The sequence below is a fragment of the Methylobacterium sp. Leaf111 genome (assembly GCF_001423285.1).
Lineage (GTDB): Bacteria > Pseudomonadota > Alphaproteobacteria > Rhizobiales > Beijerinckiaceae > Methylobacterium.
Genome location: NZ_LMNE01000001.1, coordinates 100,745 through 126,616, shown reverse-complemented (window position 1 = coordinate 126,616; position 25,872 = coordinate 100,745). Strand labels below are relative to the sequence as shown.

The following is a 25,872-nucleotide window of genomic DNA, read 5'->3' as shown; positions in this document are numbered from 1 at the left end:
GCCATGGGCGGCGGGCGTCAGGCCGGCGCATGAGGCGTGCCGGGCGAGACGACCGCGCGCCCGCGCTTGCCGTGGAAGTAGGCGCGCAGCCAGGGATGGTCGCTCGCGAGCATCTCCGCGATCGTGCCCTGCGCGATGATCTGGCCGTCGCCCAGGGCCGCGATGCGGTCGCAGGCGGTGTAGAGGCTGTCGAGGTCGTGGGTGACCATGAAGACGGTGAGGCCCAGCGTCTGCTTCAGGGTCGCCACGAGCTCGTCGAACTCCCCGGCGCCGATCGGGTCGAGGCCCGAGGTCGGCTCGTCGAGGAACAGGATCTCGGGGTCGAGGGCGAGGGAGCGGGCGAGGGCCGCGCGCTTGATCATGCCGCCGGAGAGTTCGGAGGGCAGCTTGTCGGCGGCATCCGGCTTCAGCCCGACCATCTCGATCTTCAGGCGGGCGAACTCGTCGAGGAGGCGGTCGGACAGGTTCAGATGCTCGCGCATCGGCATCTGGATGTTCTGCTTGACGGTGAGCGCCGAGAACAGAGCGCCCTGCTGGAAGAGCACGCCCCAGCGCTGCTCGATCTGGCGCCGCCGGGTCACCGTGAGGCCGTCCACGTCCTCGCCGAACACCTCGATGGTGCCGGCCCGCTTCGGCACGAGGCCGAGGATCGTCCGGGTCAGGACCGACTTGCCCTGGCCGGAGGGGCCGACGAAGCCCAGGATCTCGCCGCGCCGGATGTCGAGGTTCAGCCCCTTCATCACGATCTTGCTGCCGAAGCCGACCACGAGATCGCGCACGCGGATGATCGGCTCCGGCGCGACCGCGGGCGCCGGATGGCTGAGGCTCGTCTGCGGGTGCGGGGCGGACACGTTCGGGCCGAGCCTCAGAAATCGATCGCAGCGAAGAAGACGGCGAACAATCCGTCGAGGACGATCACCATGAAGATAGACTTGACGACTGAGGCCGTGACGTGGCGGCCCAGGGACTCGGCCGAGCCCTCCACGGCGAAGCCCTCGATGGTCGCGATGATGCCGATGATGAGCGCCATGAACGGCGCCTTGATCAGCCCCACCGCCACGTGGTGCAGCGAGACCGCGGCCTGCAGGCGCGCCAGGAAGGCGTCGACGGTCATGCCGCCGTAGAGCGAGGCGGTGAGGCCGCCGCCGGCCAGGGCCGCCAGGGAGGCGAGGAAGGTCAGGATCGGCAGGCCGATCACCAGGGCGAGGATGCGCGGGACGATCAGGATCTCGATGGGATCGAGGCCCATGACCCGCAGGGCGTCGACCTCCTCGCGCATCCGCATCGAGCCGATCTCGGCCGTGAAGGCCGAGCCGGAGCGCCCCGCCACCATGATCGAGGTGAGCAGCACGCCGAGTTCGCGCAGGATCAGGAGCCCGATCAGGTTCACGACGAAGCTCTGGGCGCCGAAGCGCTGGAGCTGGAAGATGCCCTGCTGGGCGACGATGCCGCCCACGAGGAACGAGATCAGCACGATGATCGGCACGCCCCGGAAGGCGACCTGCTCGATCTGGTTGACGAGGGCGGTTCCCCGGAAGGTGCCGGGGCGGGCCGCGACCCGGATGCAGGCGGTGACGACCTCGCCGAAGAAGGCGAGCCCCGTGACGAAATCCGACTTCGCGCCGACCACGCGCCGCCCGAGATCGTCGAGGAAGTCGAAGAGGCGGCCGCGCCGGGGCGGCGGCGGTTCGGCGGGGTGCAGCTTCACCTCGCTCAGAAGGATGCGGTGCTCGGGCGTCGCGCCCGCATAGGCCAGGCGCCCGCCGGCGGCCTCGATCTCCGCGCGGGTCCGCTCCAGCACCCAGGCGCCGAGGGTGTCCAGGCGGGCGACCCCGCTGAGATCGACGAGGAGGGCCGTGCCGGCGGCGCTGCCGGCGATGCGCGCGGCGGCGACCTCCACGGCCGCGCCCTGGTCGGCGGTCCAGCGTCCGGACAGGCCGACGCGACCGCCCGCGAGGATCGCGGCGTCGGCAGCTTCCGGAAGGGTCCTGATCTCGGCTCTAGCCAATGACGCCGCACTCCATGCCGCGGTCACGGTACACCGATCCGGGTTACCGGACGGTCAAGGTTAATCGGCTTGTCCTGCCCCCTGACCCACAATCGTGGTGCTGTGAAGGCTGAACGCGCGGGCGGCCTGCGCGGCGCGTGCCGCGAGGCACAAGCCGAGGCCGGCCGGGGGCACCATCAACACGAAGGCGAGAGGCCCGCCCCCGGCCTGGTAGGCGGCGCCGGTCATCAGCGTGGCGCTGGCCGAGGCGAGGGCGCCCGCGGAGCTGACCGTGCCCTGGGCCCGCCCGCGGGCGCCGTCCGGGGCGAAGCGCGACACCGCCGCCATGGCGCCGAGCTGCGTCGCCCCGAAGGTGAGGCCGTGCAGGACCTGGAGGACGATCACCGCCCCGAGGCGATCCCCGAACGCGGCCATGCCGAACGCCCGCAGGATGGCGGCACCGCCGCCGAGGCCGAGCAGGACGAAGGGGTTGTGCCAGTGCGCAGGCAGGCGGCCGACCAGGGCGAAGAGCAGGATCTCGGAGGCGACGCCGATGGCCCAGAGGGTGCCGATCCACGCAGGGGCGATGCCGTGGGTGCTCCAGTGGATGCTCCCGAAGGCGTAGATCGCCGCGTGGCTCGACTGGATCAGGGCCGCCGCCCCGATCGAGAACCACAGGACGCGGGGCAGGGCGGGCCGGCCGGCCTCGGGGTGGCGGGGCGGGACCGGGGGCGCGTCGATGCGGGCCGCCGCCACGACCCCGGCGGCGATCAGCGCCAGCACGGTGAGGAGGAGGGGCACGGCGAGGCGCTCGCCCATCGCCCCGAGGGCGGCGCCGCCGGCGAAGTTGGCGAGGAGGAAGCCGATGGAGCCGGCCATCCGGATCCGCGCGTAGTCGAGCCGGCGGCTCCGGCGCACGGCCCCCAGGGTGAGGTAGTCGATGCTGGGCACCAGGGGGGCGGCCGCGACGGCATTCAGCGCGATGAGGAGGGCGAGCACGGGCCAGCCGAGGGCGGCGCCCGTGGGCATCAGCCCGTAGGTTCCGGCCAGGACCAAGCTGCCGGCGAGCAGGATCCGCGGCGCGGCGATCCCCCGGTCGATCAGCCCGACCAGGGGGGCGGTGGCGACGATGCGGATCGCGATCGGCAGGGCCAGCAGGGCGCCGATGACGGCCGCGTCGAGCCCGAGGGCGTTGAGCCAGACCGGCATGAACGGCATGGCGATGCCGATCTCGACGAAGACGACGGCGTAGAGCACCGACAGCCGAAAGGCGTTCGGCTCCGGGGGAGCAGGAGAAGGGTCAGACACAGCGACCGGACTGGGACGAGGGGGGCCTGTGGGAACGTCGCGTCAGGCGGACGCTGCGTAAAGCCGGCGTTAAAACGATCCTGTCAACCTGAGACGGCTTGGACCCGGCCATCGCGTGCCGGCCCCCGCGGCCAAGGACACGTACTTGATGTCGAGTTCCCATTCGCTGACGTCCCTCGACATCTCGGAATACGATCGCATCGAAGCGGCGATGACCGAGAGCGAGCGCGGTCGCTGGTTCCTCGACGCCTATCTCCGCCGCAACCGCACCAGCGACACCGGGATCCTCCTCGACGCGATCGCCCGCCTGGAGAGCGTGGTCACCCGCGATCGCGAGAGCAGCCAGATGGGGCGCGTGCGCGGCGACCTCATGGACATGGCCCACGCCATCGCCCGCACGAAGGCCGAGATCGCCGCCATCAACGCACCCGAGCAGGATCAGAGCCGGCTCGGCGGCGCCTCCGCGGCCCTCGACGCCATCGTGCGCTCCACCGAGAACGCGACCTCCGATATCCTCAGCGCCGCCGAGCACGTGCAGGAGGCCGCCTGGACCCTGCGGGAATTCGGCTCCGACGCCGCGATCTGCGACGAGCTCGACCGGCGCGCCACCGCCATCTACACCGCCTGCTCGTTCCAGGACCTCACCGCCCAGCGCACGGCGCGCATCATCCACACCCTGCGCTACCTCGAGGAGCGCCTCGCCGCCATGATGGCGATCTGGGGCGATGCCCTCGATCCGGTCCCGGCGGGCCCCGGGGGGTCGAGCGCGCCGGAGGTTCAGGCCGACCTCTGCCAGAGCGACGTCGACCGCTACATCGACATGGACGGATCGTCCGCGGAGCCGGTGCCGCCCGTGGCCTTCGCCCGGGCGCCGCTGTCGGACGACCCGTCCGCCGAGGACGACATCGTCTTCCTGGAGGCGACCGACGCCCTGGCGGACAGCGCCTCCGCGACGGCGCCCCCGGAGGCGTCCGCGCGTGCGGACGACCCGCACGCCGAGGACGCACCCTCGCCCGGCGAGGCCGCCTTCGCTGTCTCCGAAGCGGCCGAGCCCGCGGCCCCGGATGCGGCCGAGGCGATGGTCGCGCCGGAGGAGCCCGAGGCCGAGCCGAGCCCGACGGGTGAAGACGAGGACGCTCCGGCCGGGGATCTGCCCGAGACGCTGCCGACGGCGACGATCCGGGTCTCGGAGCAGGCGCAGACCGATATCGCGACGGCCTTCGCCGAGATCGATGCGCTGTCCGAGGACGAGAAGCGCGCGCTCTTCTCATAAGGACCGAACCCGAGAGCGGCGCGGGGTCGCGCCGTCCACGGAAGGAGGCGCGCGGCTGCGGCGCGGCTGCTACAACGCCGCCATGTCCGCCGTCATGCCCGCCGCCCAAACCCTGCACCTGCTGAAGCTCTGCGTCGGTCCCGCCAGCATCGGCGATCTCGAGGCGCGCATCGCCCACACCCGCGCGGCGGCCCTGCGGGAGGGGCGCGATCCCGCCCCGATGCACACCACCCGCATGGTGCCGACCCGCGCCGCCGAGATCGTCGGGCGCGGCTCGATCTACTGGGTCATCAAGGGCACGCTGCTGTGCCGCCAGTCCATCACCGCCATCACGCCGTTCAGGGATGCGGACGGGATCGGCCGCTGCCGGCTGATCCTGCAGCCCGACGTCACCGCCGTGTCGCCGCGTCCCTGCCGGCCGTTCCAGGGCTGGCGCTACCTGAAGGCGGAGGATGCGCCGGCCGACCTCGACGCCCGCACGGCGGGCGGGCTCGCCGAGATGCCGGAATCCCTGCGCCGCGAACTCGCCGGCCTCGGCCTGATCTGACGCGCGCCGGTCCGCGACGGAAAAACCCCCGCCCTCCGGGGGGAGGGCGGGGGGTCCGTTCGTCCGGTCCGGGGCGTGCGGGGCCCTACGCCCCGTCGAAGCGGCCGCTGGCATGGGCCAGCATGGTGTAGACCTTGCCGGTCTCCGAGGTCAGGTAGGCATCCGCCCGCGAGGAGTCGCGGTCGTTCTTCGAGACGTCGCCGAGCAGGCGCTCGAACTCGCCCACGTAGCGGTCGACCGTGCGCTGGAAATCGGCGTCCGCGGCGTAGCGGCGGCGCACCTCCTCGAAGGTCTGCCGGCCCTGCGCCGTGTAGATCCGCCGGTCGAACAGGTTCGGCTCGCCCCGGCGATAGCGCTCCCACAGCTCCACCGCCGTCTGGTGGTCGATCATCTTGGCGATGTCGCTGGAGATCGTCTCGAGGGCGGTGCGCCCGCGCTCGGCGGCGTTCTTCTGGGCTTCCGCCTGCTGCGTCGTGGCCGCAGCCGGCGCGTCCGGCGCCGGGTCCGCATCCTCGTCGAGGGAGGCCCGCGTCAGCAGGTCGGAGAGCCAGCCGCGGCCTTCGCCCGGCCGGGCCTCGGCGCGGGACGCCGGGCCGGTCCGTCCCGCCGCGGGGGCGGAGACGAGGTTCATCGAGGTGCCGGGGCGGCCCGCCGGAGCCGCGGCCTTCGCCGCCGTTGCCGCGACCGTCTTGGCCGGGGCCGCGGCCGGCTTGGCCGGGGCGGCCTTCGCCGGAGCGGTCGCGGCGGGAGCGGGGGCCGGCGCCGGGGCGGCGGGGCGCTTCGGCTCCGACACCTGCGGAACCGCCGCGTCCACCGCGCGGCCCGCGCTCTGGACCAGGCCGGAAAGCTCAGTCAGGGCCTTGAGCTGCTCGGAGACCACCCGGCGCATCTCGCCGGTGGCGTCCTGCGTCTCGCGCGGGATCTCCAGCACCCCGCGCTGGAGGTCGGCCCGGGTGGCATCGAGCTCGCGCCGGATCTCGGCCGCCATCTCGCGCAGGCCGGAGACGGAGTCCCCGAAGCGGCCGGAGGCGGTTTCGAGGACGCCCATCATCTGCTGTGACGCCGCCTCGATGGCGGTGCGCACGGCCTCGGCGGTGCGTCCGCTCTCGCTGTCGGCGCTGGCGCGCAGGCCCTCGAACGCCGCGGCGACGGTGGTCCCGGCGCCCGCGGCGGTCTCGGACAGGCTGGTGCCCAGGGCCCGCGCCCGCTCCTCGGCGGCGCGCAGGGTCTCGCCGATCATCGCGTCGAAGCGCGCGGTCTGCGCGTCGAGGGTGCCGGAGCGCTCCTCGATCCGCGACAGCACGCTGGCGATGGCGGCCTCGCGCTCGCCCAGACGGTCCGCGAGGCGACTCTCGGCGCCCTGGATCTGGCCGGCCGCGCCCTGCAGCTGCCCGGCGGCGCCTTCGAGGTGGCCGACGGCCTGCCGCAGGGTCCCCGCATGGGTGCGGCCGATCTCGTCGAGGGCACGGCCGCGCTCGTCGAGGGAGGCCGCCAGCTCGGCGGCGTCCCGCAGGGCGCCCTCGGCCACGTTCCGGAGAAGGTGGACCTGCTCGGACACGCCCGCGCTGGCCCGATCCGTCTCGCTGGCCACGGCCGCCAGGCCGTCGCGGATGTCGGCGACCCGGTGCGAGAGGCCCGCCTCGATGTGGCCGAGGTTCTGGCCGGTTCCCGCCAGGAGCTCGCGCAGGGCGTCGTTGGCCCCGTCGATCCGCTCAAGGATGGCTGCGAGTTCGCCGCGCATCTGGGCGTTGGCGTCGTTCAGGGAAGCGATGGCCCGGGTCGCACCGCCGTCGATGGCCGAGAGCAGCGTCTCGGCGGAGGCGCGGGACTGGGCGGCCAGGGCTTCGGTGCGCTCGCGGATGGCGGCGACCAGCGGCGCGCCGCTCTCCTGCAGGGCGCGCTCGATGGCGTCGCCGCGCAGCGCCAGGGCTTCCACGAGCTGGGCCGCCGGTCCGTCCACGATCTCGCGCAGGCGCTCGGACTGGTCCGTCAGCTGGGCGACCACCGCGTTCCCGCGTCCGTCGAGGGTCTCGACCAGGGCACCGCCCCCCGTCTCGATGGCGCGGGTGATGGTCTCGGCGCTCTCCGCCAGCCGGCGGGCGAGGGCCTGGCCACGGGCCTCCATGAGTCCGGCCAGGGCCGTCGAGCGACGGTCGAACGCCTCGGTCATGGCGCCGGTGCCGGTGTCGAGCAGGGCCGCCACGGCCTCGTTGCGCTGGTCGAGGGCCGCGGCCAGGGCCTGGCTGTGCGCCTCGGCGAGGGCCGCGTGGCGGTCGACCCGCGCGTCGAAGGCCGCCAGCATCGCCGCGGTGCGCTGGTCGACCAGGGACGCGTAGGCGTCCTGGCGGTCATCGAAGGCCGTGGCCAGGGCGTCGCCGCGCGAGGCGACGAGGGTGGCGAACACCTTCATCCGGGTGTCGATGCGGCTCGTGAAGGCCTCCGACCGGCTGTCCACCGCCTCCGTCAGGGCCTGGCCCTGCGTGTCGATGGTGCGGGCGAACTCCGCCGCGCTGGCCTCCACGAGGCCGCCGAGGGCCGTGAGCCGCTCGTCGAACATCGCCGCGAGGGCGCTGCCGCGGTCCTCGGCCTGCTGGGCCAGGACGTTGGCGCGGTGATCCACGGTCTCGTCGAGGGTCCGCAGCTGGCTGTCGAAGACCGAGGCGAGGGTGTGGGTCCGCTCCGCGACGCGGTCGGCCAGGGCGCCGGCGCGTCCATCCACCAGGCTCTCGAGGGCACGCAGGCGCTCGTCGAAGATCGCCGCGAGCGCGAGGCCGCGCTCCTCGGTCTGGCGGGAGAGGCTGTCGGCCCGGTGCTCGACCGTCTCGTCGAGGGTCCGGAGCTGGGTGTCGAACACCGAGGCGAGGGTGCGGGTCCGCTCCTCGACGCGGTCGGCCAGGGTGCCGGCGCGCCCGTCCACCAGGCCCTCCAGGGCCCCCAGGCGCTCGTCGAAGATCGCCACGAGGGCGCGGGTCCGGTCGTCCGCCTGTGCGGCGAGGCCGGTGGCGCGCTCCTCGAAGAGGGAGACCAGGGCCTGCGCCATGGCCTCGGCCTGCTGGCGCAGGGCGCCCGCCCGTTCATCCACCACCTGGTCGAGGGCACCGACCCGCGTGTCGATGAGCGAGACCAGTGCCTGGGCGCGGGCATCGACTTCGTCGGACAGGGTGCCGGTGCGGTGGTCGACGAGGCGGTCGAGGGCGCCGAGCCGCTCGTCGAACAGGGTGGTGAGGCCGCGCGTCTGGGTCTCGACCCGGTCGGTCAGGGCCTCGGCGCGGCCGTCGATCAGGCCGTCGAGGGCACTCAGGACTTCGTCGAACAGGCCGCGCAGGCCCTGGGCCCGGGCGTCGAGCGACTGGGTCAGGTGGTTGCCGCGGCCGTCGACGATCGCGTCGAGGGCGCCGATGCGCTGGTCGAGGAGGGCCGTCAGGGCCTCGGTCCGGCCCTCGAGGGTCTCGGTCAGCTGCGCGCCGCGATGGTCGACGAGCTGGCCCAGGATGTTGATGCGATGGTCGAACAGGTTGGCGAGCGCGCGGGTGCGCTCGTCCACGGCCTGGGCCATCTCGCCGCTCCGGCGCTCGACCACGTCGTCCAGGCTTCCGAGGCGCTGGTCGAACTGCTCGACCAGGCTCTGGGCCTGGGCCCCCAGCGTCTCGGTGAGGCGCCTGCCGCGGGTGTCCACGAGCTCGTCGAGGACACCGATGCGCTGGTCGAAGGTCTCCGCGAGGGCGCGGGTCCTGGCCTCGACCGAGTCCGCGAGGCTGCCGCCGCGACGGTCGACCACCTCGTCGAGGTGCTCGATGCGCTCCTCGAAGAGGGTGGCCAGGGCCTGCGTCCGCGCCTCGACCGCCTCGGCGGCACTGCCGAGGCTGGCCGCGATGGTGTCCACGAACGCCCGGCCGCGCTGGTCGAGCGTGTCGTGCAGCGGCGCGATGTGGTCGCTGAAGTTGGAGCCCAGGGAGCTGGCGTGGTTGTCGAGCAGCGCGCGGATCTCCCCCGTGCGGTCGTCGAGCAGCTGGTGGACCGTGCGCACGCCCTCGTCGAGGAGCGAGCTGATGTCGGAAGTCCGGCGGTCGAGGGTGGTGCCGAGGCGGCCCTCTCCCTCGCTGAGCTGGCGATCGGCCTCCGTGACCATGTCGCGCAGGCGAGCGAGGATCGTCTCGCCGCGCTGCTCCAGCACCGCGCCGAGGGAATTGCTGCCGAGGTCGAACAGCCGGGCGAGCTCGGTGATGCGGCCGCCGAGGGCGCCGAACACGGCGCGCCCCTTCTCGTCGAGCTCGGTGCCCATCGCGGCGGTGCGGGCATCGATGAGGCGGACGAGCTCGTCGGCGCGCTGCGAGAACGCCTCGCGGATGGCCACGGCCTGGGTGTCGAGGGCCTGGTTGGCGCTCCCGGTGCGCTCGACGATCATGTCGACGAGCTCGCGGGTGCGGGTCGCCAGATCCTCGTCCACCGCGCGGGTGCGGCTCTCGATCAGGCGGATCGCCTCGAAGGCCTGGGCTCCGAACGACTCCTCGATGAGGCGGCTGCGCTCCTCGAGGGCGGTGCCGATCGCTTCCAGGCGACCGAGCACGCCGGCATCGAAGCGGCCGGCGCCCTCGTCGAGGCGGCGGGACAGCTCCAGGGTCTGCTCGTCGAGGCGGCGGGCGATGTCCGCCGAGCGCTCGCCGAGGACGTCGCCGAGGCTGGCGCCGCGCTGGGCGATGTCGAGGGCCATGGTGTCCGCCCGCGTGTCGAGGGCCTGGACCAGGTCGCGGCCGCCCTCGGCCATGACGCGGGCCATCTCGGCGGTCCGCACGATCAGCGCTTCGTTCAGGGCGGTGGCGCGGCCGCCGAGATGGCCGTCGATCTGGGCGACCAGGTTGGCGAAGGTCTCGCCGATCTCGGTCGAACGACGGGCGGAGCGCTCCTCGAGGGCGCCGAGCTGGCTCTCGACGGTCTCCTGGGCCTCCCGGGTGCGGGCGGCGATGCTGTCGGCCACCACCTTGCCCTGCACCGTGATGACGCGGTCCATCTCCTCGAGGCGACCGGACACGGATTCCGTGAGGGCGGCGGTGTCGCGGGCGATGCGCTCGGCCAGGATGTCGCCGCGGGCGATGGTTTCCTGGAGGGTCGCGAGGCGGTCGTTGAGCACGCGGTCGATCGCCTGGACGCGAGTCTCGGTGGTGTCGGCGAAGCTGGCGCCGGTCTGGTTGAGGGCGTCGTTCACCCGCGCGCCCTGCGCGGTGACGGCCAGCACGATGTCGCGCCCGGTATTGGCGAGCTGGGTCTGGGCGTCCTGCGCCTGGGAGGCGATGAGGTTGCCCAGGGTCCGGCCGTGGTTGTCGAAGACCGTCTCGACGTCGCGGATGCGGGCGATGAGATCGCCGCCGAGGCCGTCGGCCGCGCGGGCGATGGTGCCGGCGGCCTCCTCGGCGCGCCGGGCCAGCTCGTCGTTGACGGCATCCAGGGTGCTGCGCAGGGCCTCGATGGAGGCGCTGGCCCTGCTGCCCACCGTGCCGCCGAGGCCGTCGGCGGCGTTGCGCAGGAGCTCGGCCGCCTCGGCGGTCCGGGCCGCGAGATCGGCCGAGGTGGCGGCCAGCCGGGTCTCGAAGATCTGCACCGCCTCGACGGTGCGGGCCTCCAGCTCGCCGGTGGCGCTGGCGGAGGCGCGGCGCAGGGACTGCGCGGCCTCGGTGGTGCTGGCGCCGAGGGCCACGGTGGTCTCCTCCGCGCTGCGGCGGAAGGTGTCGGCGGCCTCGGACGTCCGGTTGCCGATCTCGGATTCGAGGGTCGCGGCCGTGGCGCGCAGGCTGTCCACCGCCTCCAGGGCCCGGGTCTCGAAGGTGTAGCCGAGGGCCGACAGGGCGCCCTCGAGCGTTTGCGTGGCTTCCTGCGTCCGCAGGCGCACGAGTTCGCCGACGCGATCGCCGGTCGCCCCGAGGGTGGATTCCAGGGTCGCGCCCTCGACCGTGACGGTCCGATGCAGCTGGTTCGCCACCGTCTCGATGCGCTCGGCCAGGGCCGCGCCGTGCTGGTCCAGACCGTTGGCGAGGCCTTCCACCGAGCGGAGGAGGTCGTCGCGCACGCCGCCGGCCCGGTTGCCGAAGGTCTCCACGATGGCGCTGGCGGCGAGGGCCAGGGCGGCCTGGGCTTCGCGGCCCGACGCGTCGATGCGCTCGGAGACCGAACCGCCATGCACGTCGATCGTCTCCCGCAGGCGGGTGGCTGCGGCCTCGATGCGCTCGGCCAGGGTGCCGCCGCGCTCGTCGAGGCGGGTCGTCGCGTCCTCCACCGAGCCGATCAGGGTCTCCCGGAGGGCGTCCGCGCGGGCGCCGAAGCTCTCGATGATCGCGCTGGCGGCCAGCGCCAGGCCGGCCTGAGTGTCGCGGCCGCGGGTCTCGAACAGGTTCGAGACCTCCGAGCCGTGGACCGTGATGGTCTCGTGCAGGCGGGCCGCGGCGGTCTCGATGCGATCGGCCAGGGCGCCGCCCTGGGTGTCGAGGCCGGAGGCGATGCCGTCGACGGAGCGGACGAGGTCCTCCCGCACGCCGTCGGCGCGGGCCGTGAAGGTCTCGATGATGCTGCCGGCGGCGGCGGCCAGACCCGTCTGGGCCTCGCGGGCCCGGGCCTCGATGAGGGCGGACACGCCGGTGCCGGCGGTCTCGATCTCGCTGCGCAGGGCATCGCCGCGCACGGAGATGTCGTGGGTGAGGGCGGCGCCGGTCTCGGCGAAGTGGGCGCGCAGGGCATCGCCCGTCTCGGCGAAGCGCGCGGTGATCTCGCCGCCCGTGGAGGAGAACTGAGCCGTCAGCTCGGAGCCGCGAGCCAGGAAGGCCTCTTCGAGGCCGCGCGTGGACAGTTCGAAGGTCTGGCGGACTTCGCCGCCCTGGCGGTTCAGGGCCTCGATGACCTCGGAACCGGTCTGGGCCAGGGTCCGCGCCACCTGCCCGGCATTCTCCGCCAGGGTGGTGGTGAGGATGCCGCCGGTGCGCTCGAAGGCCCGGGTGACCTCGTCGGCCCGGGTCTCCAGGGACAGGGTGAGGGCGCTGCCGACCTCCGCGAGGCTGCCGCGCACCCCCTCGCTGGTGGAGGCGAGGCGCTGCACGAGGTCGTCGCCGCGGCCGGAGACCAGCTCGACCACCCGGTCGCCGGCCTCGCCGAGGGCGGCGGTGATGGCGTCGCCGCGGTCGCCGAGGGCCGAGGTGATGGCCTCGCCGCGGGCATCGAGGGCGCTGGTGACCCGGTCGCCGGCGCCGTTCACCGCGGAGACGATGCGCTCGGCGGCGCCGTCGAGCTCCGCCGTCAGGCTCTGGTGGGTGCCCGTGATGGCCCCGCGCACGCGCTCGGCATTGGCGATGATCGACTCGCGCTGAGCGACGAGCTCCTCGACGAGGGAGCGGATGCGGATCTCGTTGTCGGAATAGGCCCGCTCCAGGGTCGCGATCTCGCCGCGCACCAGGGTCTCGAGCTCGCCCGCCCGGGCCAGGGCCCGCTCGACGCCGTCGCCGACCGCCGCGACCTCGCGCCGGACGGTCTGCGACATGGTGAGCACCGCGTCGGTGGAGAAGTTCTCGGGCTCGGCCAGACGGATCGCCACCTCGCCCACGGCGCGGGCGACGAGGCGCATCTCCTGGGCGCGCACGGCGAGCATCCCCATGATGGCGAACAGCACCACGGGGCCCACGAGGGCGGTCGCCGCCACGGCGCCCTGAAGCGCGGTCAGGCCCTGGAAGAAGCCGCGCAGGTCGCCGGAGGACTGCACCCAGGCCAGGGCGAGGAGGCCGGCGATCCAGAGGGCGCCCGCCGCGGCGGCGATGAGGTAGGGGGTGCGCGAGGGGCGCACGCGCAGGGTCTGCTGCAGGATGCCGATGTTCTGGCGATCGTCGTTGGCCACCATGGAACGGTCGGGCGGCAGGAGGCCGCCCTCGCGGCGCGGCCGGTTGCGGTCCGGCGGCGGCAGGTCCGAGGCGAGGGGCTGGTCGAGGTTGAGGCGGGGCGGCGCGAGGCGACCGCTGGGATCGCGCAAGGGATCGCCGTCGCCGACATCCGGCAGGCGGGGTTCCACCCGGGATGCCTCGTCGCCCTGAGCGAAAGCGTCGAGGTTGAGAGCCTGCTCGATCGCCGACAGAGCCGCCTCGGCCGGGTCCTTGAGCTTCTTTTCCGTGGCCATTCAACGCCTCGTTACGCGTATCCCGATCGGCGGCCGCGCCCGTCGATCAAGGTTACTTTTACCAATTTACCAAGGAACTTTAGACTTCGGCACAGGGCTCGGATACCCGAGCCGGCCGCAGCGCCCAAAAAACCTTAACGGAATGGTTACCAAGCCGAGGGCCGGTACCGCGCCGTCGTCTTTCTGCATGATGCCTCAACGCGTAGACGGAAGCGAACGACGGCGGGGCTCAGCTGTGGATAGCCAGGATGGCCGCCGCCGCAGGCGCGCGAGGATGCAGTGCGAGAACCGGATTTCCCAGACCCGTCGGCGGCGGTGCTCCTCGATGCCGACCACCTGTCGCGCCAGACCTTCGGCGACGCCGCGCTGGCCGCGGAGCTCCTCGGGCTCTTCGCGGCCCAGTGCCACCGCCTCCTGCCGGGAATCGTCGATCCGGACCGGGAGCCGGCCGAGCGGGCCGACCTCGCCCACACCCTGAAGGGCTCGGCTCTCGGGATCGGTGCGGTCCGCGTCGCCCGGATCTCGGGGGCGATCGAGGACGCGCTGCGCGTCGGTGGGACGGACGTCCCCGCCGAAACGCTCGCCGCCGCAATCGCCGAAACCCTCGCGACCTCGACGCGACCCCTCTGAAATACCGAGCCCGGACGTCGCGTCGCGGATCGTCGATGGAACGGCGCGGCCGCTGCGGCGTAAGCGCAGGAAACATCGCCCGGTCGGCGAGCGCGCTTGCATTCGGAGGCCTGCCCCTTCAAGGCAGGCTCTGCGCCGCACAACCGGCCGTACTACGCGTTGTCCGAGCCCGGAGCCCCCGATGCCCAAGATCACCTACGTCGACCACGCCGGAACGGCCAGGACCGTGGAGGGCGACGTGGGATCGACCGTGATGGAAGCGGCGATCCGCAACAACGTACCGGGGATTGATGCGGAATGCGGCGGCGCCTGTGCCTGCGCCACCTGCCACGTCTACGTCGATGCGGCCTGGGCCGAGGTCGTGGGTCCCGCCGAGGCGATGGAGCAGGACATGCTCGATTTCGCCTCCGACGTGCGCGCGACCTCGCGGCTGTGCTGCCAGATTCGCATCACCCCGGAGCTGGACGGGCTCAGCGTCACGACGCCGGCGCGTCAGGGCTGAAGGGGCGCTCGGAGCCCGCCATCGCGCGAGGCCGCCCGAGCCCGGCGCCGGATTTCCGATGGCGGTAGAGTAATTTACCGGACCAAAGTCCGCATCGCCGCATCAATGCCTTCGAGGTTGAGCGGGAACATGCGCTCTCCCATCAGCCGGCGGATCATCCCGATCGACTGGGTGTAGGCCCAGTGTTCCGCCGGAACGGGGTTCAGCCAGACCGTCTTCGGAAACCGCTCGAGGATGCGGTTCAGCCAGACCTCGCCAGGTTCCTCGTTCCAGTGCTCCACCGATCCGCCCGCCATGGCGATCTCGTACGGGCTCATGGAGGCGTCGCCGACGAACACCACGCGATAGTCCGGCGGATAGGTCCGCAGCACGTCGAGGAGTGGCAGTGTCTCGTCGTGCCGGCGCCGGTTCTCGCGCCAGACGCGCTCGTAGGGGCAGTTGTGGAAGTAAAAGTGCTCGAAGTGCTTGAACTCCGAGCGGGCAGCGGAGAACAACTCCTCGGCCAAAGCCACGTGGAAGTCCATCGAGCCGCCCACGTCGAGGAACAGTAAGACCTTCACGGCATTGCGCCGCTCCGGCCGGAGCCTCACGTCGAGGTAGCCCTTGGCGGCGGTCTCGCGGATGGTGCCGTCGAGGTCGAGTTCGTCCGCCGCGCCGCTGCGGGCGAAGCGGCGCAGGCGTCGCAGAGCCACCCGCATGTTGCGGGTGCCGAGCTCGACCGTGTCGTCCAGGTCCCGGAATTCTCGCTTGTCCCAGACCTTCACGGCGCGGAAGTTGCGGTTGCCGTCCTGGCCGATCCGGATGCCCTCCGGATTGTAGCCGTAGGCCCCGAACGGCGAGGTGCCGCCGGTGCCGATCCACTTGTTGCCGCCCTGGTGGCGCTCCCGCTGTTCGGCGAGGCGCTGTTTCAGGGTCTCGAACAGATTATCCCAGCCGAGCGCCTGCAATTCTGCCTTCTCGGCATCGGTGAGGTACTTCTCGGCGAGCTTGCGCAGCCATTCCTCCGGGATCGGCGTCGGTTCGGATGCCGCGCCCAGGGTCTCGATGCCCTTGAACACGGTGCCGAACACGCGGTCGAAACGGTCGAGGTTGCGCTCGTCCTTCACCAGGGTCGTACGGGCCAGGAGGTAGAACTCCTCGATCCGCTTCTCGGCGAGGTCCCGGTCGAGCGCACCCAGGAGCGTCAGGAACTCCCGCAGCGTGACGGGGACCTTGGTGTCGCGCAGGGCGGTGAAGAACTGGAGCAGCATGGGGTGACAACGCGGGAAGCCGGTGTCGTGGTCAAGACCCGACCCGCGCCCGACGCCTGGCCGAGTCACATACGTTAAGCTGGGTATAACCCAGGATTTCTGTTGATAGTGCCAAGCGGACGTTATTCCAGCGAACGGGACTTGTCATCTGAATCGAACATCTTGGCCCCACGGTCTCGTGCAAGTCAGGGCAAGTCGTCAGGGCGCATGGTCTTCGGGTTGAGTTGGGAGTGACCGACATGGCGCTCGCGTTGCGCTCGTTGAGCGATTTCAAGCGGTTCCTTTCGGAGCCGGGCGCGACGATTCAGGTGGTGCGCAACACCTTCATTGACCGGCAACCCGCCTCCTTCGCGGACGCCTACCGGGCCAAGGGAATGTACGAGCCGCGCACCATCCGGGCGGTCTCCAAGAAGGCGGCGATCTTCTCGATCCAGGGGCATCCGACGACGATCTGGCTTTACTGGGACAAGGGCACGCGCAAATGGCGCTTCAACGACGATACGGTGACGATCCCGCTCGACACCGGCCTCGGTCCGCCGGACGAGATCGTCTATCGCTGCAGCTACGCGCCCGGCATGGATCCGGCAGCCCATTCGTCCGTCCGTCGGGCCAAACCCCGAACGCCGAAGCCGCCCGATGCCCTCAAGCCGGCATCTCCGAAGCCGCCAGCGGGGCTCAAGGCCGGGCGGAGCGGCACGGTCCCCGGTCCATCCAAACCATCCGCTTCGAACTCCCTGTCCGTGCCCATGATGCCCCCCCGTGGCCAGGGCCGGCTGCTCTGAAGCGCTCGGGTTCGTTCCTCAGGCGGTCTTGCTGACCGGTTTGGCCTCGTCCGCAGGCGTCGCGTCCCGGACTTCCACGACCTTGCCGACGGTGCGGCGAGCCCGAAAGGCCGGCCGGACCTCGGTCTCCTTCCGCTTCAGCATCGCCCGATACTCGTCGCGTCGTTCGTGGATCGAAGCGATCACGAGCCCCATCGGCACGCCGACATCGACGAGGACGGCTTCCGAGAGCTGGAGCGACGCCTCGATGGTTTCGGGAACTGCATCATCGACGCCCATCTCGTAGAGCGCGGTGGCGTGTCGGGCATCGCGCGCCCGCGCCACGATGGTGATGTCGCGCCGCTCGGCCCGGGCTGCTTCCACCACCGCCTCGACGGCCCTGGGATTGTCCAGGGTAACGACGAGGGCCCGGGCATTGGCGATGTCGCAGCGGCGCAGCAGCTCGGGATTGGCCGAATCTCCGAAATAGACCGGATTGCCCAGACGGCGATGTTCCGAGACTCGGGCCGCATCCGCGTCGAGGGCGAGATACGGGATCTTGTGCCGGACCAGCATCTCGCCAACGAGCCGCCCGACGCGGCCGTATCCCGCGATGATGACCCGGTTCTGCTGACGATCCGGCACCGGCTCGGCCCGCGCCCGGCCGAGCTGCGCGGTCGAGAGTCGCCTGCCGACGCGGCGCGCCAGCACGGCGAGGGCCGGGATCGCGATCATGGTCACCGTGGTCACGACCAGGGCGGCCTGCCCGACCTCCTCGGGCACGAGCCCGCCCGCCAAGGCGCCACCGATCAGCACGAAGGCGAACTCGCCGCCGGGACCCAGCAAAAGGGCTGCTTCGACGGCCACTGCCCGGGACAGCTTCAGGAAACGCGCGGCGATGACGATGACGGCGCCCTTGATGAGGATCAGGGCCAGGGCGAGCCCCAGCACCGCGCCCGGGGCCGACATGAGGTGGGCTGGATCGAGATTCATGCCCACGGAGACGAAGAATACCCCCAGCAGCAGGCCCTTGAACGGGTCGATCGTCGCCTCGATCGCGCGGCGATACTCGGTCTCCGCCAGCAACAGCCCGGCCACGAAGGCGCCGAGGGTCATCGAGAGCCCGGCGGCGGCAGCCGTCACGGCGGTGCCGATGATGACCAGGAGGCAGGCCGCCATGAACAGCTCGGGCGAGCGCGTTCGGGCCACCAGCTGGAACAGCGGCCGCAGCGCCACACGTCCCACCACGACGATTACCACGATGGCGACAGCCGCCTGACCGAGCGCGAGGGCGAGGGCGCCCCCCACATCCGAGCCGTCGTTCCTGCCGAGCACCGCGATGGCAAACAGGACCGGGGCCACCGCGAGGTCCTGGAACAGCAAGACCGCGAAGCTTGCGCGGCCCGCCGGGGTATTCAGTCGCTTCTGGTCCGCAAGGACCGGCAGCACGATCGCGGTCGAGGACAGAGCGAGGGCCAGTCCGACGATGATCGCGGCGGCGAGCGGCACTGACAGGGACAGGAGGATCAGGCCGATCACGACCGAGGAGGCAAGGACCTGGATGGAGCCGAGGCCGAAGACGAGGCGGCGGAGCGTTCGCAGACGCTCCCACGAGAGCTCGACGCCGATCATGAACATGAGGAAGATCACGCCGAACTCGGCGAGGTGCGCGATCTCCGCCCGGTTGGCGATGGTGAAGGTCGAGACCCAGTGGTGCGTCTCGGCGAAGCGTCCGAGACCGAAGGGACCGAGGAGTGCGCCCGCCCCGATGAAGCCCAGCACCGGACTGATGCGCAGCCGATGGAACAACGGCACCACCACGCCCGCGGTGACGAGGAATAGGATCGCTTCCTTGTAGGAGCCGGCGTGCACGTCCGTCATCAGTCGGGGATGTCTCCAGCGGCCGGAGCTATGGACGGGCGCGCCCCGGCCCAGTCCGTCCATGACCATGGGCACCGGGGCCATCCCGGCGCAACAGCGCACACACGCGGAAACAACAAAATGGTCGGCTGCGACCATTCGGATGGGGAGACCGTGCTGGTCAGCACCGCTGATGCGGCGCAAAAACGGCACAATATGCGCATAAGGCAAAGCCTTAACGGACGGTTAAGCGCGCAGCGTCGCGTTTCGAGACACGAGTGCCCCATGCGAAAGACGCCGCCCAACCGCGACGTGCAACGTGAAGCCCGAGACTGGCGCCGGGAGTCCGACCGCTGGACTCACGAACGACATATCGAGAGGGGCTACCGCATCAAGTGGGGCTACGTCGCGATCGCCTATCTCGTCGAGTTCATGGTCATCGGTGCCTCGCTCTGGGGAGCGTGGCTGTTCGCTGGCGTCTACAGCGACGGCGACTCGCAGGCGTTCTACTTCATGCTCCTCGCCCCGCTGGTCTACGCGGCGGTGGAGCTGTGCCGCGTCCCCCTCGGGATTCTGGCCCGCACGCAGCGCTCCTATTTCATCCGCGCGCTGGCGATCGTCGGCATCATCTTCGCGGCCGGCGTTACCACCAAGTCGGTGTCCCAGCTCGGCGAAATGATGTTTCATCCGCGCCTGATGGACGCCGCCAAGGCGAAGACCGCCCTGAAGGACGCACAGGCTGATCGCGGCACCATCGACAACCGCATCGCCACGGCGGATGCGCGGGTCGCGCAGTACACGACCGAGCTCGATCAGATCGAGAAGCGCGCTGCCGAGAACGCCAGCCAGCTCGCCGGCTTGCCGGCGCAGCGCTGCGAACGCGTCTACGGCACCAACAGCCGTGGTCAGCGCTACTCGAACATGAAGTGCGTTACCGATCCGCGCACGGCGACCCTCAATGCGAGCGTCGCGAAGGCCGGCTCCGACCGGGGCGCCGTGACGAAGATGCTCGAAGAGGCACGCAAGGCCCGCGGCGACCTCGATCGGGGCGCGGCGGAGCGCAAGGTCGCCGACGCCGAGCAGGCCTATCGCAACTCGGTCAATCGCTCGCAGCTGCACTCCTTCACCGCCATGGTCTACGGCGTCGACCCGATCGACGTGAGCGAGGCGCAGGTCCACGCCTTCCTGCGGATCTTCGTGTTCGTGCCGGCGGTCTGTGCCGCTTTCGCGTCGACGATCCTCGCCCTCTGCGCCGTGTCGGTGCGCAAGACCTTTATGGACGAGGATGACCTCGGTGCCACCGTCGACCCGGCCGCGACCCCTTACATGCTCGACTCGATCACCGACGCCCTGCGCCAGGAAATGGCCTTGAGCCAGCCTCGAGGCGCGCCGGATGAGCCTTCCGTCGCTGCCCAGGCGCCGGCCGCCGCGACACCCGCGGCTCCGGCAACGGCCGCGGCCGGCGGCGCGGTGATCCCGATCGATCGACGTGGCTCCGCACAGGCCGCGAGCGCAGGAGCCGGCGCGTGAGCATCCATACCTCCGGCACCCCCGAGAATGTCGTCCTCGCTCAGAGCGTGAACGGACGCCTTCGGGCCGAGGCGCGGATCATCGCCGCGCGCGCTTTCCTGTTCCGCTCCATCGGGGCAGGCGCCTTCCTGCTTCTCGCCGGCGCCGGACTCGGCGCGGCGTCCTACGGCTATGCCTACATGAACCAGTTCGATTCGGCGGCGGAGAAGATTGCGGCCGCGATGCAGGCGGCCCTGTCCGACGTGACCCTGAAGACCAAGGGCGAGGTCACACTGACGGATAACGTCCTCAAGCTCGAGGGCGGGGTGCCGAAGGCGGGTGGAGCGCCGATTCCGACGAAGGCGCAGCTCGGCAACGACGCCGCGCCGGCCTCGAAGGCCCCCGTGAACACCACCTTCACCGTGTTCAAGCAGGTGCCCTACATGGACGGCCAAATCGTCACCGGCTGGAACTTTCGTGCGAACGAAGACCAGCCGTTCCAGCAATACTGCTACTTCTCCCGGCGCCAGAACGAGGCGAAGGGGCAGGTCGAGATCAAGATTGATCTCGCTATGGACGGAAAGACGCTGCCCCAACCGCAGAAATCCGACGTCAACCTCGGCATCCTGGCATCGAACTGCGTCTGGCACGACGGAAAGACGCTCTAGCACGACCGGTCTTCGTCGGCCGCGGACGGTGCCTTGCGGGGATCCCGGCCGCGCTCTAACCCCGGATGTCTCAGCGTCCCCATCCCGCGAGTTCCGCCATGCGCTTCACCGGTACCGCCGACTACGTCGCGACCTCCGACCTGACCACGGCGGTGAACGCCGCCATCGTGCTGGAGCGACCGCTGCTGGTGAAGGGGGAACCCGGTACCGGCAAGACGGTGCTGGCCGAGGAAATCGCCAAGGGCCTCGGTGCGCCACTCCTCACCTGGAACGTCAAGTCGACCACCAAGGCGCAGCAGGGCCTCTACGAATACGACGCAGTCTCGCGCCTGCGCGACAGCCAGCTCGGCGACCCGCGCGTCTCGGATATCGGCAACTACATCCGGCGCGGCAAGCTGTGGGAGGCCTTCACCGCCCCCGAGCGCCCGGTGCTGCTCATCGACGAGATCGACAAGGCCGACATCGAATTTCCGAACGACCTCCTGACCGAACTCGATCGGATGGAATTCCACGTCTACGAAACCGGCGAGACGGTTCGGGCCGAACGGCGCCCGATCGTCATCATCACCTCGAACAACGAGAAGGAGCTGCCGGACGCCTTCCTGCGGCGCTGCTTCTTCCACTACATCCAGTTCCCCGACGCCGAGACTCTGAAGGCCATCGTCGAGGTACACTATCCGGGCATCAAGCACCGTCTGGTCGAGGAGGCCCTGCGCGTCTTCCTCGAGACCCGCGAGGTCCCGGGTCTGAAGAAGAAGCCCTCGACCTCCGAGCTACTCGACTGGCTCAAGCTTCTCGTCTCCGAAGACGTGGCGCCCGAGACCCTGCGCGAGCGCGATGGCCGCAAGCTGATCCCGCCGCTGCACGGTGCGCTCCTGAAGAACGAGCAGGATGTCGGGCTGTTCGAGAAGCTCGCCTTCCTCATGCGGCGCGAGCAGCGCGGTAACTAAGCCGCACCATCGGCGTCGGCCCCTGGCCCGGCGCATCGGCGGAACCCAGATAGATCGGGCGGCCCGCGCAAGGTTCGTCTCCAGTGGAACGCTTCCGATGAATCTGAAGAAGCTCGGCCGCACCGGCCTCGACGTCTCGCCTCTCTGCCTCGGCTGCATGACCTACGGGGTTCCCGAGCGCGGTCCCCATCCCTGGACCCTGCGCGAGGACGAGAGCCGGCCGATGATCAAGCGGGCGCTCGATCTCGGCATCAACTTCTTCGACACCGCCAATGCCTATTCGGACGGCACCAGTGAGGAGATCGTCGGGCGCGCCCTGGACGACTATGCCGACCGCGACGCCGTCGTGCTCGCCACCAAGTGTTTCTTTCCTCTGAAGAGCCAGCCCAATGCCGGTGGACTCTCGCGCAAGGCGATCTTCGCCTCCATCGATGCCAGTCTCAAGCGCCTCGGCACCGACTATGTCGACCTCTTCCAGATCCACCGCTGGGATTACGGGACGCCGATCGAGGTCACGCTGGAAGCGCTCCACGACGTGGTGAAGGCCGGAAAAGCCCGCTACATCGGCGCCTCATCGATGTACGCTTGGCAGTTCGCCAAGGCGCTCTTCACGGCCGACCGCTACGGCTGGACCCGCTTCGCCACGATGCAGGACCACTACAACCTGCTGCACCGGGAAGAGGAGCGCGAGATGCTGCCGCTCTGTCTGGATCAGGACATCGCGGTGCTGCCCTGGAGCCCTCTGGCCCGGGGTCGGCTGACCCGCGACTGGGATGTGCGCAGCGCGCGTCAGGATAGCGACGAGGTCGGCCGGCATCTCTACGCCTCCGCGGATGCGGCCGATCGGGCCATCGTCGCCCAGGTCTCGACCATCGCCACCACGCGGGGCGTGCCGCGCGCCCAGGTCGCCCTGGCCTGGTTGCTCCAGAAATCGGTGGTGACCGCGCCGATCATCGGCGCGTCGAAGCCGAGCCATCTCGCGGATGCCGTCGCGGCTCTCGATCTCGACCTTACGAGCGAGGAGGTGAGTGCCCTCGAAGCGCCCTATATCCCGCATCCCGTCGTCGGATTCACCTGAAAGTCCAAGCCCGCATGCGTCGCCTGATCCTCCTGCGTCACGCCAAGTCCGACCGTCCGCCCGGCATCGCCGATCTCGATCGCCCGCTGAACAACCGCGGCAAGCGCGCTGCTCCGCAGATGGGGGCGTACCTTTCGGTCGAAGGCTTGATTCCCGAGGCGGTCGTCGTGTCTCCGGCACAGCGCACCCGCGAGACCTGGGATGCGATACAGAGCGCCCTGCAGGGGCCCGAGGCCGAGATCGTCCCATCGATTTACGAGGCGCCGGAAACGGCCTTGCTCGCCGTCGTTCGGTCGACGCCGGATATCGTGGGGAGCCTCCTGATGATTGGTCACAATCCCGGCCTGCAGGATCTGGCGATGCGGCTGGCCGGCTCCGGCGACAAGGACGGACGCAAGCGGCTGGCGCTGGAGTTTCCCACCGCTTCCGTGGTGGTCCTGGATTTCGACGGGGACGCCTGGAATGCGGTCGCTGCCGGGATGGGACGGCTGGAGCGGTTCGTCGCCCCGAGGGACATCGACATCGCGGATTGAACCCTTCTGGCCCGGACGCCGTTGCCCTGATCCCGAACAAGCTTCGCAGATCCCGTGCTCCTGACCACGCTCCTCGTCCTCTCGACGCTGCTGCCGCGCCTGGAGGGGACGATCGAAGATCTTCGACCGGACGCGACGCGCTGGCGGATGGCATCTGCGGCATCCGAAAGGAATTCTGCGCCCTTCCCGGTCTTCGAATCCGAGGGCCGGGCCGTCTCGAACTGGCGCTATGAGGCAGCCGAAAGCCTGCGCCCCGCCTCACTCGCTCTGGTGGCCCGCTACACGTCCGGCGCCCCGGCCTTCGTCGCCCGTTGCGTCAAGCTGAACAATTACTGGTGCATCAAGAAGGCCCGCTGGAACGGAGAGATCGGCGCGGACAGCGAGGGTCATACCGGATTCGCCACCGCGGCCGATGGCGCCGATGCGGCGGCGCAGCTGCTCCGGCGCTACTATCGCGAATTCGGCCGCCGGTCGGCCCTCGCCATCGTGCGGCGCTGGGCTCCCGCAGAGTGCCGGATCGGCGGGTCGGTCGCACCCCTCGCGAGCCGTCGAACGGGCACGAGGATTTCTCCGGAGATCGCGCCCCGCGGGATCGGCGGCACGCTCCGGGCCCGCTTCCTGGCTCGCCATTCGCGCGGCGGCATCTCCCGCGCGGCCATTGTGGGACGGGGCGGCCCTCTGCGGATTCAGCCTTGGTCGCCCCTGGCGCGCCTACGGGGGCGTCCGAGCCCGGTGCGCGAGACAGCCAAAGGTCCAGCTTTCACGAAGTTGGCAGCGGCGACCCCATCGAAATCGGCACTGCTGGTCCGCCCTTCCGAAATTTTGGTGAAGCCCTCGACGATGATCGCCAGGCCATCCGTGCTTCTCGTCGAGCCGAGCGCTGTTCTGAGCGCCGCATCGACGGGCCAACGGCGTGTGCCGCCCCCGAAAGCCGGGTCGGTGGCGCGTCTTCAGGAGCGTTTCGTGGCGGAGTCCGCCGCTCTGCCGGCGATTGCGGCGGGCGCGTCGAGCCTGCCGCTTCTCGATCTGAGCGTGCCGGCGCCGGTCTGCGGCAACGATGAGACCCGCATCCGTAACTATGCCACGCGGATCGCCGCCAGCGTCGGCCTGAAAGTCGAAGACGACCTCGAGCTGTTCGGACCCGACGGACGTCCATTGCCGAACCTGCGCCCGGTCATGCAAGCGATGTCGAGCGTGGAGCTCGGGGCCCTGCGCGCTGCCCCGGTTCTGGTGGAGACCGCCATTGAGCGTCTCGATGCCAACACCCTTGCCGCCGCCAACGCACCGGTCACGGCACCCTGAGCAGCGAGGCTTGACCCGCACGTCTTGCAGCGGCGTCGTGGTCGCGCCACCTCAGCGACATCGCTGCGGCGTCCAGCCTCGCCTTTCCCAACCCGCCCCATGAGAAGGTTGCCATGAACAGCTTCGCCGCGCGTGCGGGTTCCGCGGTCAAGGCCTTCGCCGAGGCATCGAGCGACCTGCTGATCCAGCCCACCCTGCGGCTCGGCGTCACCGGTCTCGCGCGATCGGGCAAGACCGTCTTCACGACGGCCCTGATCCATCACCTCGTCGAAGCCCATGCCCTTCCGGCCTTTGCGCCGGCCCACGAGGGCCGCCTGCGCCGGGCGCGCCTCGTGCCGCAGCCGGACGACGACATTCCGCGCTTTCCCTATGAGGACCACTACGCTGCCCTGACCGAGCAGCGACTTTGGCCACGCTCGACCGACCGGATCAGCCAGTTCCGCCTCGCCATCGAGTATGAGAGATCCGGAGGCTGGCGCTCCGGTCCGGGCACATTGATGCTCGATGTCGTGGACTATCCGGGTGAGTGGCTTCTCGACCTCGCACTGATCGATCAGAGTTACACCGCCTGGTCGCGCGCCACCATCGCGGGCACGCGCCGAAGTGGCCGCGGAGCGATGGCCGCGCCCTGGCTCGAGATGCTGAGGGGTCTCGACCCGCACGGCCCCCTTGATGAGGTGGTGGCCGAGCGCGCCAGCACCGGTTTCAAGACCTATCTCTCGGCCCTACGCGCCGGTCCCGAAGCCGTGGCGACCACGCCGCCCGGACGCTTCCTGATGCCTGGCGATCTCGCCGGCTCGCCGGCCCTGACCTTCGCGCCTCTCGACAACCTGCCTGAGATCCTGGTGCCGGACAGTCTCGCCGGACTGATGGAACGCCGCTTCGAGGCCTACAAAGCGAAGGTCGTCGAGCCGTTCTTCCGCAACCACTTCCAGCGAGTCGATCGGCAGATCGTCCTCGTCGATGTCCTGGCGGCGGTGGATGCCGGACCGGCCGCGCTGGCCGAGCTTGAGGAGGCGCTCGATGCCGTGCTTCTCAGCTTCCGCATCGGGCGCAACACGATTCTGTCCCGGCTGTTTGCGCCACGCGCCGAGCGGATCCTTTTCGCCGCCACCAAGGCTGACCATTTGCACCAGACGAGCCACGATCGCCTCGACGCCCTGCTACGGCTGCTCGTTTCGCGGGCGATGCGGCGGACGGAGGCGGCGGGCGCACGGGTCGGCACCGTCGCCCTGGCCTCGGTCCGGGCAACGCGTGAGACCACCGTGCATGACGGAGACGAGATTCTCCGTGCCGTATCCGGTACGCCGGAAGCGGCTGAGCGCGTCGGGGACGAGATCTTCGACGGCTTGAGCGAGGCGGCGATCTTCCCCGGTGAGCTGCCGCAGCGCCCGGAATTGGTATTGGAAGGAGCCGTCCCTCCCGGGTCCTTACGGTTTCCCCGCTTCCGACCGCCCCTCGTGAAACCCGATGCCCTCGGCCGGCCTGGTAACCTGCCGCAGATCCGGCTCGACCGCGCCATGCAGTTCCTCATCGGCGACAAACTCGCCTAAGACCTCCGGGATGTC

The 25,872-nt window shown here is 70.7% G+C and carries 18 protein-coding genes; 12 read left to right on the top strand and 6 right to left on the bottom strand.

All coding sequences use genetic code 11. From position 1 onward, the window contains the following. Window positions 1-17: 17 nt before the first annotated feature. The 3 genes from ASF41_RS00455 to ASF41_RS00445 all read right to left on the bottom strand — a co-directional run bounded on the left by ASF41_RS00455 (window position 18) and on the right by ASF41_RS00445 (window position 3,244). Window positions 18-740: an ABC transporter ATP-binding protein gene (locus ASF41_RS00455; RefSeq protein WP_244479549.1), complete on the bottom strand. Its 723-nt coding sequence runs from the start codon at window positions 738-740 to the stop codon at window positions 18-20. Between the two features lie 125 nt (window positions 741-865). Then, window positions 866-2,008, bottom strand: coding sequence for an MlaE family lipid ABC transporter permease subunit (locus tag ASF41_RS00450; RefSeq protein WP_056489926.1), 1,143 nt, complete (start codon window positions 2,006-2,008; stop codon window positions 866-868). A gap of 60 nt (window positions 2,009-2,068) precedes the next feature. After that, window positions 2,069-3,244 (bottom strand): MFS transporter, encoded by a 1,176-nt coding sequence (locus ASF41_RS00445; protein ID WP_244479509.1) that lies wholly within the window; start codon window positions 3,242-3,244, stop codon window positions 2,069-2,071. 199 nt (window positions 3,245-3,443) lie between these two features. On the opposite strand from ASF41_RS00445, the gene ASF41_RS00440 reads away from it, so the two are divergent. Together ASF41_RS00440 and ASF41_RS00435 are read left to right on the top strand one after the other, a co-directional pair. Then, complete coding sequence (locus ASF41_RS00440; protein WP_056489923.1) at window positions 3,444-4,568, top strand: hypothetical protein; 1,125 nt, start codon at window positions 3,444-3,446, stop codon at window positions 4,566-4,568. 82 nt (window positions 4,569-4,650) lie between these two features. Next, window positions 4,651-5,115 carry a DUF1489 family protein gene (locus tag ASF41_RS00435; protein ID WP_244479508.1) on the top strand — a complete coding sequence of 155 codons (465 nt, stop codon included), beginning with the start codon at window positions 4,651-4,653 and terminating at the stop codon, window positions 5,113-5,115. 85 nt (window positions 5,116-5,200) lie between these two features. Here ASF41_RS00435 and ASF41_RS00430 read toward each other — a convergent pair whose 3' ends face one another. Continuing rightward, window positions 5,201-13,261, bottom strand: a complete 8,061-nt coding sequence (locus ASF41_RS00430; RefSeq protein ID WP_056489920.1) for a hypothetical protein — start codon at window positions 13,259-13,261, stop codon at window positions 5,201-5,203. Between the two features lie 279 nt (window positions 13,262-13,540). On the opposite strand from ASF41_RS00430, the gene ASF41_RS00425 reads away from it, so the two are divergent. Both ASF41_RS00425 and ASF41_RS00420 read left to right on the top strand, forming a co-directional pair. After that, window positions 13,541-13,891, top strand: a complete 351-nt coding sequence (locus ASF41_RS00425; protein WP_082503876.1) for an Hpt domain-containing protein — start codon at window positions 13,541-13,543, stop codon at window positions 13,889-13,891. Window positions 13,892-14,072: 181 nt separating this feature from the next. Next, window positions 14,073-14,393, top strand: a complete 321-nt coding sequence (locus tag ASF41_RS00420) for a 2Fe-2S iron-sulfur cluster-binding protein (protein WP_055954982.1) — start codon at window positions 14,073-14,075, stop codon at window positions 14,391-14,393. A gap of 74 nt (window positions 14,394-14,467) precedes the next feature. Here the strand turns inward: ASF41_RS00420 and ASF41_RS00415 are convergent, their stop codons facing one another. Next, window positions 14,468-15,643, bottom strand: coding sequence for a VWA domain-containing protein (locus ASF41_RS00415; protein ID WP_056489914.1), 1,176 nt, complete (start codon window positions 15,641-15,643; stop codon window positions 14,468-14,470). 239 nt (window positions 15,644-15,882) lie between these two features. Between ASF41_RS00415 and ASF41_RS26560 the strand changes: the two genes are divergently transcribed. After that, window positions 15,883-16,425, top strand: a complete 543-nt coding sequence (locus ASF41_RS26560; protein ID WP_244479507.1) for a hypothetical protein — start codon at window positions 15,883-15,885, stop codon at window positions 16,423-16,425. Between the two features lie 18 nt (window positions 16,426-16,443). On the opposite strand, the gene ASF41_RS00405 is transcribed toward ASF41_RS26560, so the two are convergent. Continuing rightward, the gene (locus ASF41_RS00405; protein ID WP_056489911.1) at window positions 16,444-18,285 is read right to left on the bottom strand and encodes a cation:proton antiporter; all 1,842 of its coding nucleotides are present in this window, start codon (window positions 18,283-18,285) and stop codon (window positions 16,444-16,446) included. A 264-nt stretch (window positions 18,286-18,549) separates the two neighbouring features. On the opposite strand from ASF41_RS00405, the gene ASF41_RS00400 reads away from it, so the two are divergent. The 7 genes from ASF41_RS00400 (at window position 18,550) to ASF41_RS00370 (ending at window position 25,857) form a co-directional block, all read left to right on the top strand. Then, on the top strand, window positions 18,550-19,794 hold the full coding sequence (locus ASF41_RS00400; protein WP_056489908.1) for a hypothetical protein: 1,245 nt from the start codon (window positions 18,550-18,552) through the stop codon (window positions 19,792-19,794). Continuing rightward, the gene (locus ASF41_RS00395; RefSeq protein WP_056269654.1) at window positions 19,791-20,441 is read left to right on the top strand and encodes a hypothetical protein; all 651 of its coding nucleotides are present in this window, start codon (window positions 19,791-19,793) and stop codon (window positions 20,439-20,441) included. The genes ASF41_RS00400 and ASF41_RS00395 overlap by 4 nt, the downstream gene beginning before the upstream one ends. Window positions 20,442-20,539: 98 nt before the next feature. Continuing rightward, entirely contained in the window at window positions 20,540-21,391 is an 852-nt protein-coding gene (locus ASF41_RS00390; protein WP_056489905.1) for a MoxR family ATPase, read from the top strand. Window positions 21,392-21,488: 97 nt separating this feature from the next. Continuing rightward, window positions 21,489-22,469, top strand: a complete 981-nt coding sequence (locus tag ASF41_RS00385) for an aldo/keto reductase (protein ID WP_056489902.1) — start codon at window positions 21,489-21,491, stop codon at window positions 22,467-22,469. 14 nt (window positions 22,470-22,483) lie between these two features. Continuing rightward, window positions 22,484-23,002, top strand: coding sequence for a histidine phosphatase family protein (locus ASF41_RS00380; protein WP_056489899.1), 519 nt, complete (start codon window positions 22,484-22,486; stop codon window positions 23,000-23,002). A gap of 54 nt (window positions 23,003-23,056) precedes the next feature. Beyond that, complete coding sequence (locus tag ASF41_RS00375) at window positions 23,057-24,304, top strand: hypothetical protein (protein WP_056489896.1); 1,248 nt, start codon at window positions 23,057-23,059, stop codon at window positions 24,302-24,304. A 113-nt stretch (window positions 24,305-24,417) separates the two neighbouring features. Continuing rightward, window positions 24,418-25,857, top strand: a complete 1,440-nt coding sequence (locus ASF41_RS00370) for a YcjX family protein (protein ID WP_056489893.1) — start codon at window positions 24,418-24,420, stop codon at window positions 25,855-25,857. Window positions 25,858-25,872 lie beyond the last annotated feature (15 nt).

Coding starts and splice junctions, on each gene's coding strand:
- ASF41_RS00455 (WP_244479549.1), bottom strand. CDS start 740: ATGAAGGGGCTGAACCTCGACATCCGGCGCGGCGAGATCCTGGGCTTC.
- ASF41_RS00440 (WP_056489923.1), top strand. CDS start 3,444: ATGTCGAGTTCCCATTCGCTGACGTCCCTCGACATCTCGGAATACGAT.
- ASF41_RS00435 (WP_244479508.1), top strand. CDS start 4,651: ATGTCCGCCGTCATGCCCGCCGCCCAAACCCTGCACCTGCTGAAGCTC.
- ASF41_RS00430 (WP_056489920.1), bottom strand. CDS start 13,261: ATGGCCACGGAAAAGAAGCTCAAGGACCCGGCCGAGGCGGCTCTGTCG.
- ASF41_RS00420 (WP_055954982.1), top strand. CDS start 14,073: ATGCCCAAGATCACCTACGTCGACCACGCCGGAACGGCCAGGACCGTG.
- ASF41_RS00415 (WP_056489914.1), bottom strand. CDS start 15,643: ATGCTGCTCCAGTTCTTCACCGCCCTGCGCGACACCAAGGTCCCCGTC.
- ASF41_RS26560 (WP_244479507.1), top strand. CDS start 15,883: ATGGCGCTCGCGTTGCGCTCGTTGAGCGATTTCAAGCGGTTCCTTTCG.
- ASF41_RS00405 (WP_056489911.1), bottom strand. CDS start 18,285: ATGACGGACGTGCACGCCGGCTCCTACAAGGAAGCGATCCTATTCCTC.
- ASF41_RS00400 (WP_056489908.1), top strand. CDS start 18,550: ATGCGAAAGACGCCGCCCAACCGCGACGTGCAACGTGAAGCCCGAGAC.
- ASF41_RS00390 (WP_056489905.1), top strand. CDS start 20,540: ATGCGCTTCACCGGTACCGCCGACTACGTCGCGACCTCCGACCTGACC.
- ASF41_RS00385 (WP_056489902.1), top strand. CDS start 21,489: ATGAATCTGAAGAAGCTCGGCCGCACCGGCCTCGACGTCTCGCCTCTC.
- ASF41_RS00380 (WP_056489899.1), top strand. CDS start 22,484: ATGCGTCGCCTGATCCTCCTGCGTCACGCCAAGTCCGACCGTCCGCCC.
- ASF41_RS00370 (WP_056489893.1), top strand. CDS start 24,418: ATGAACAGCTTCGCCGCGCGTGCGGGTTCCGCGGTCAAGGCCTTCGCC.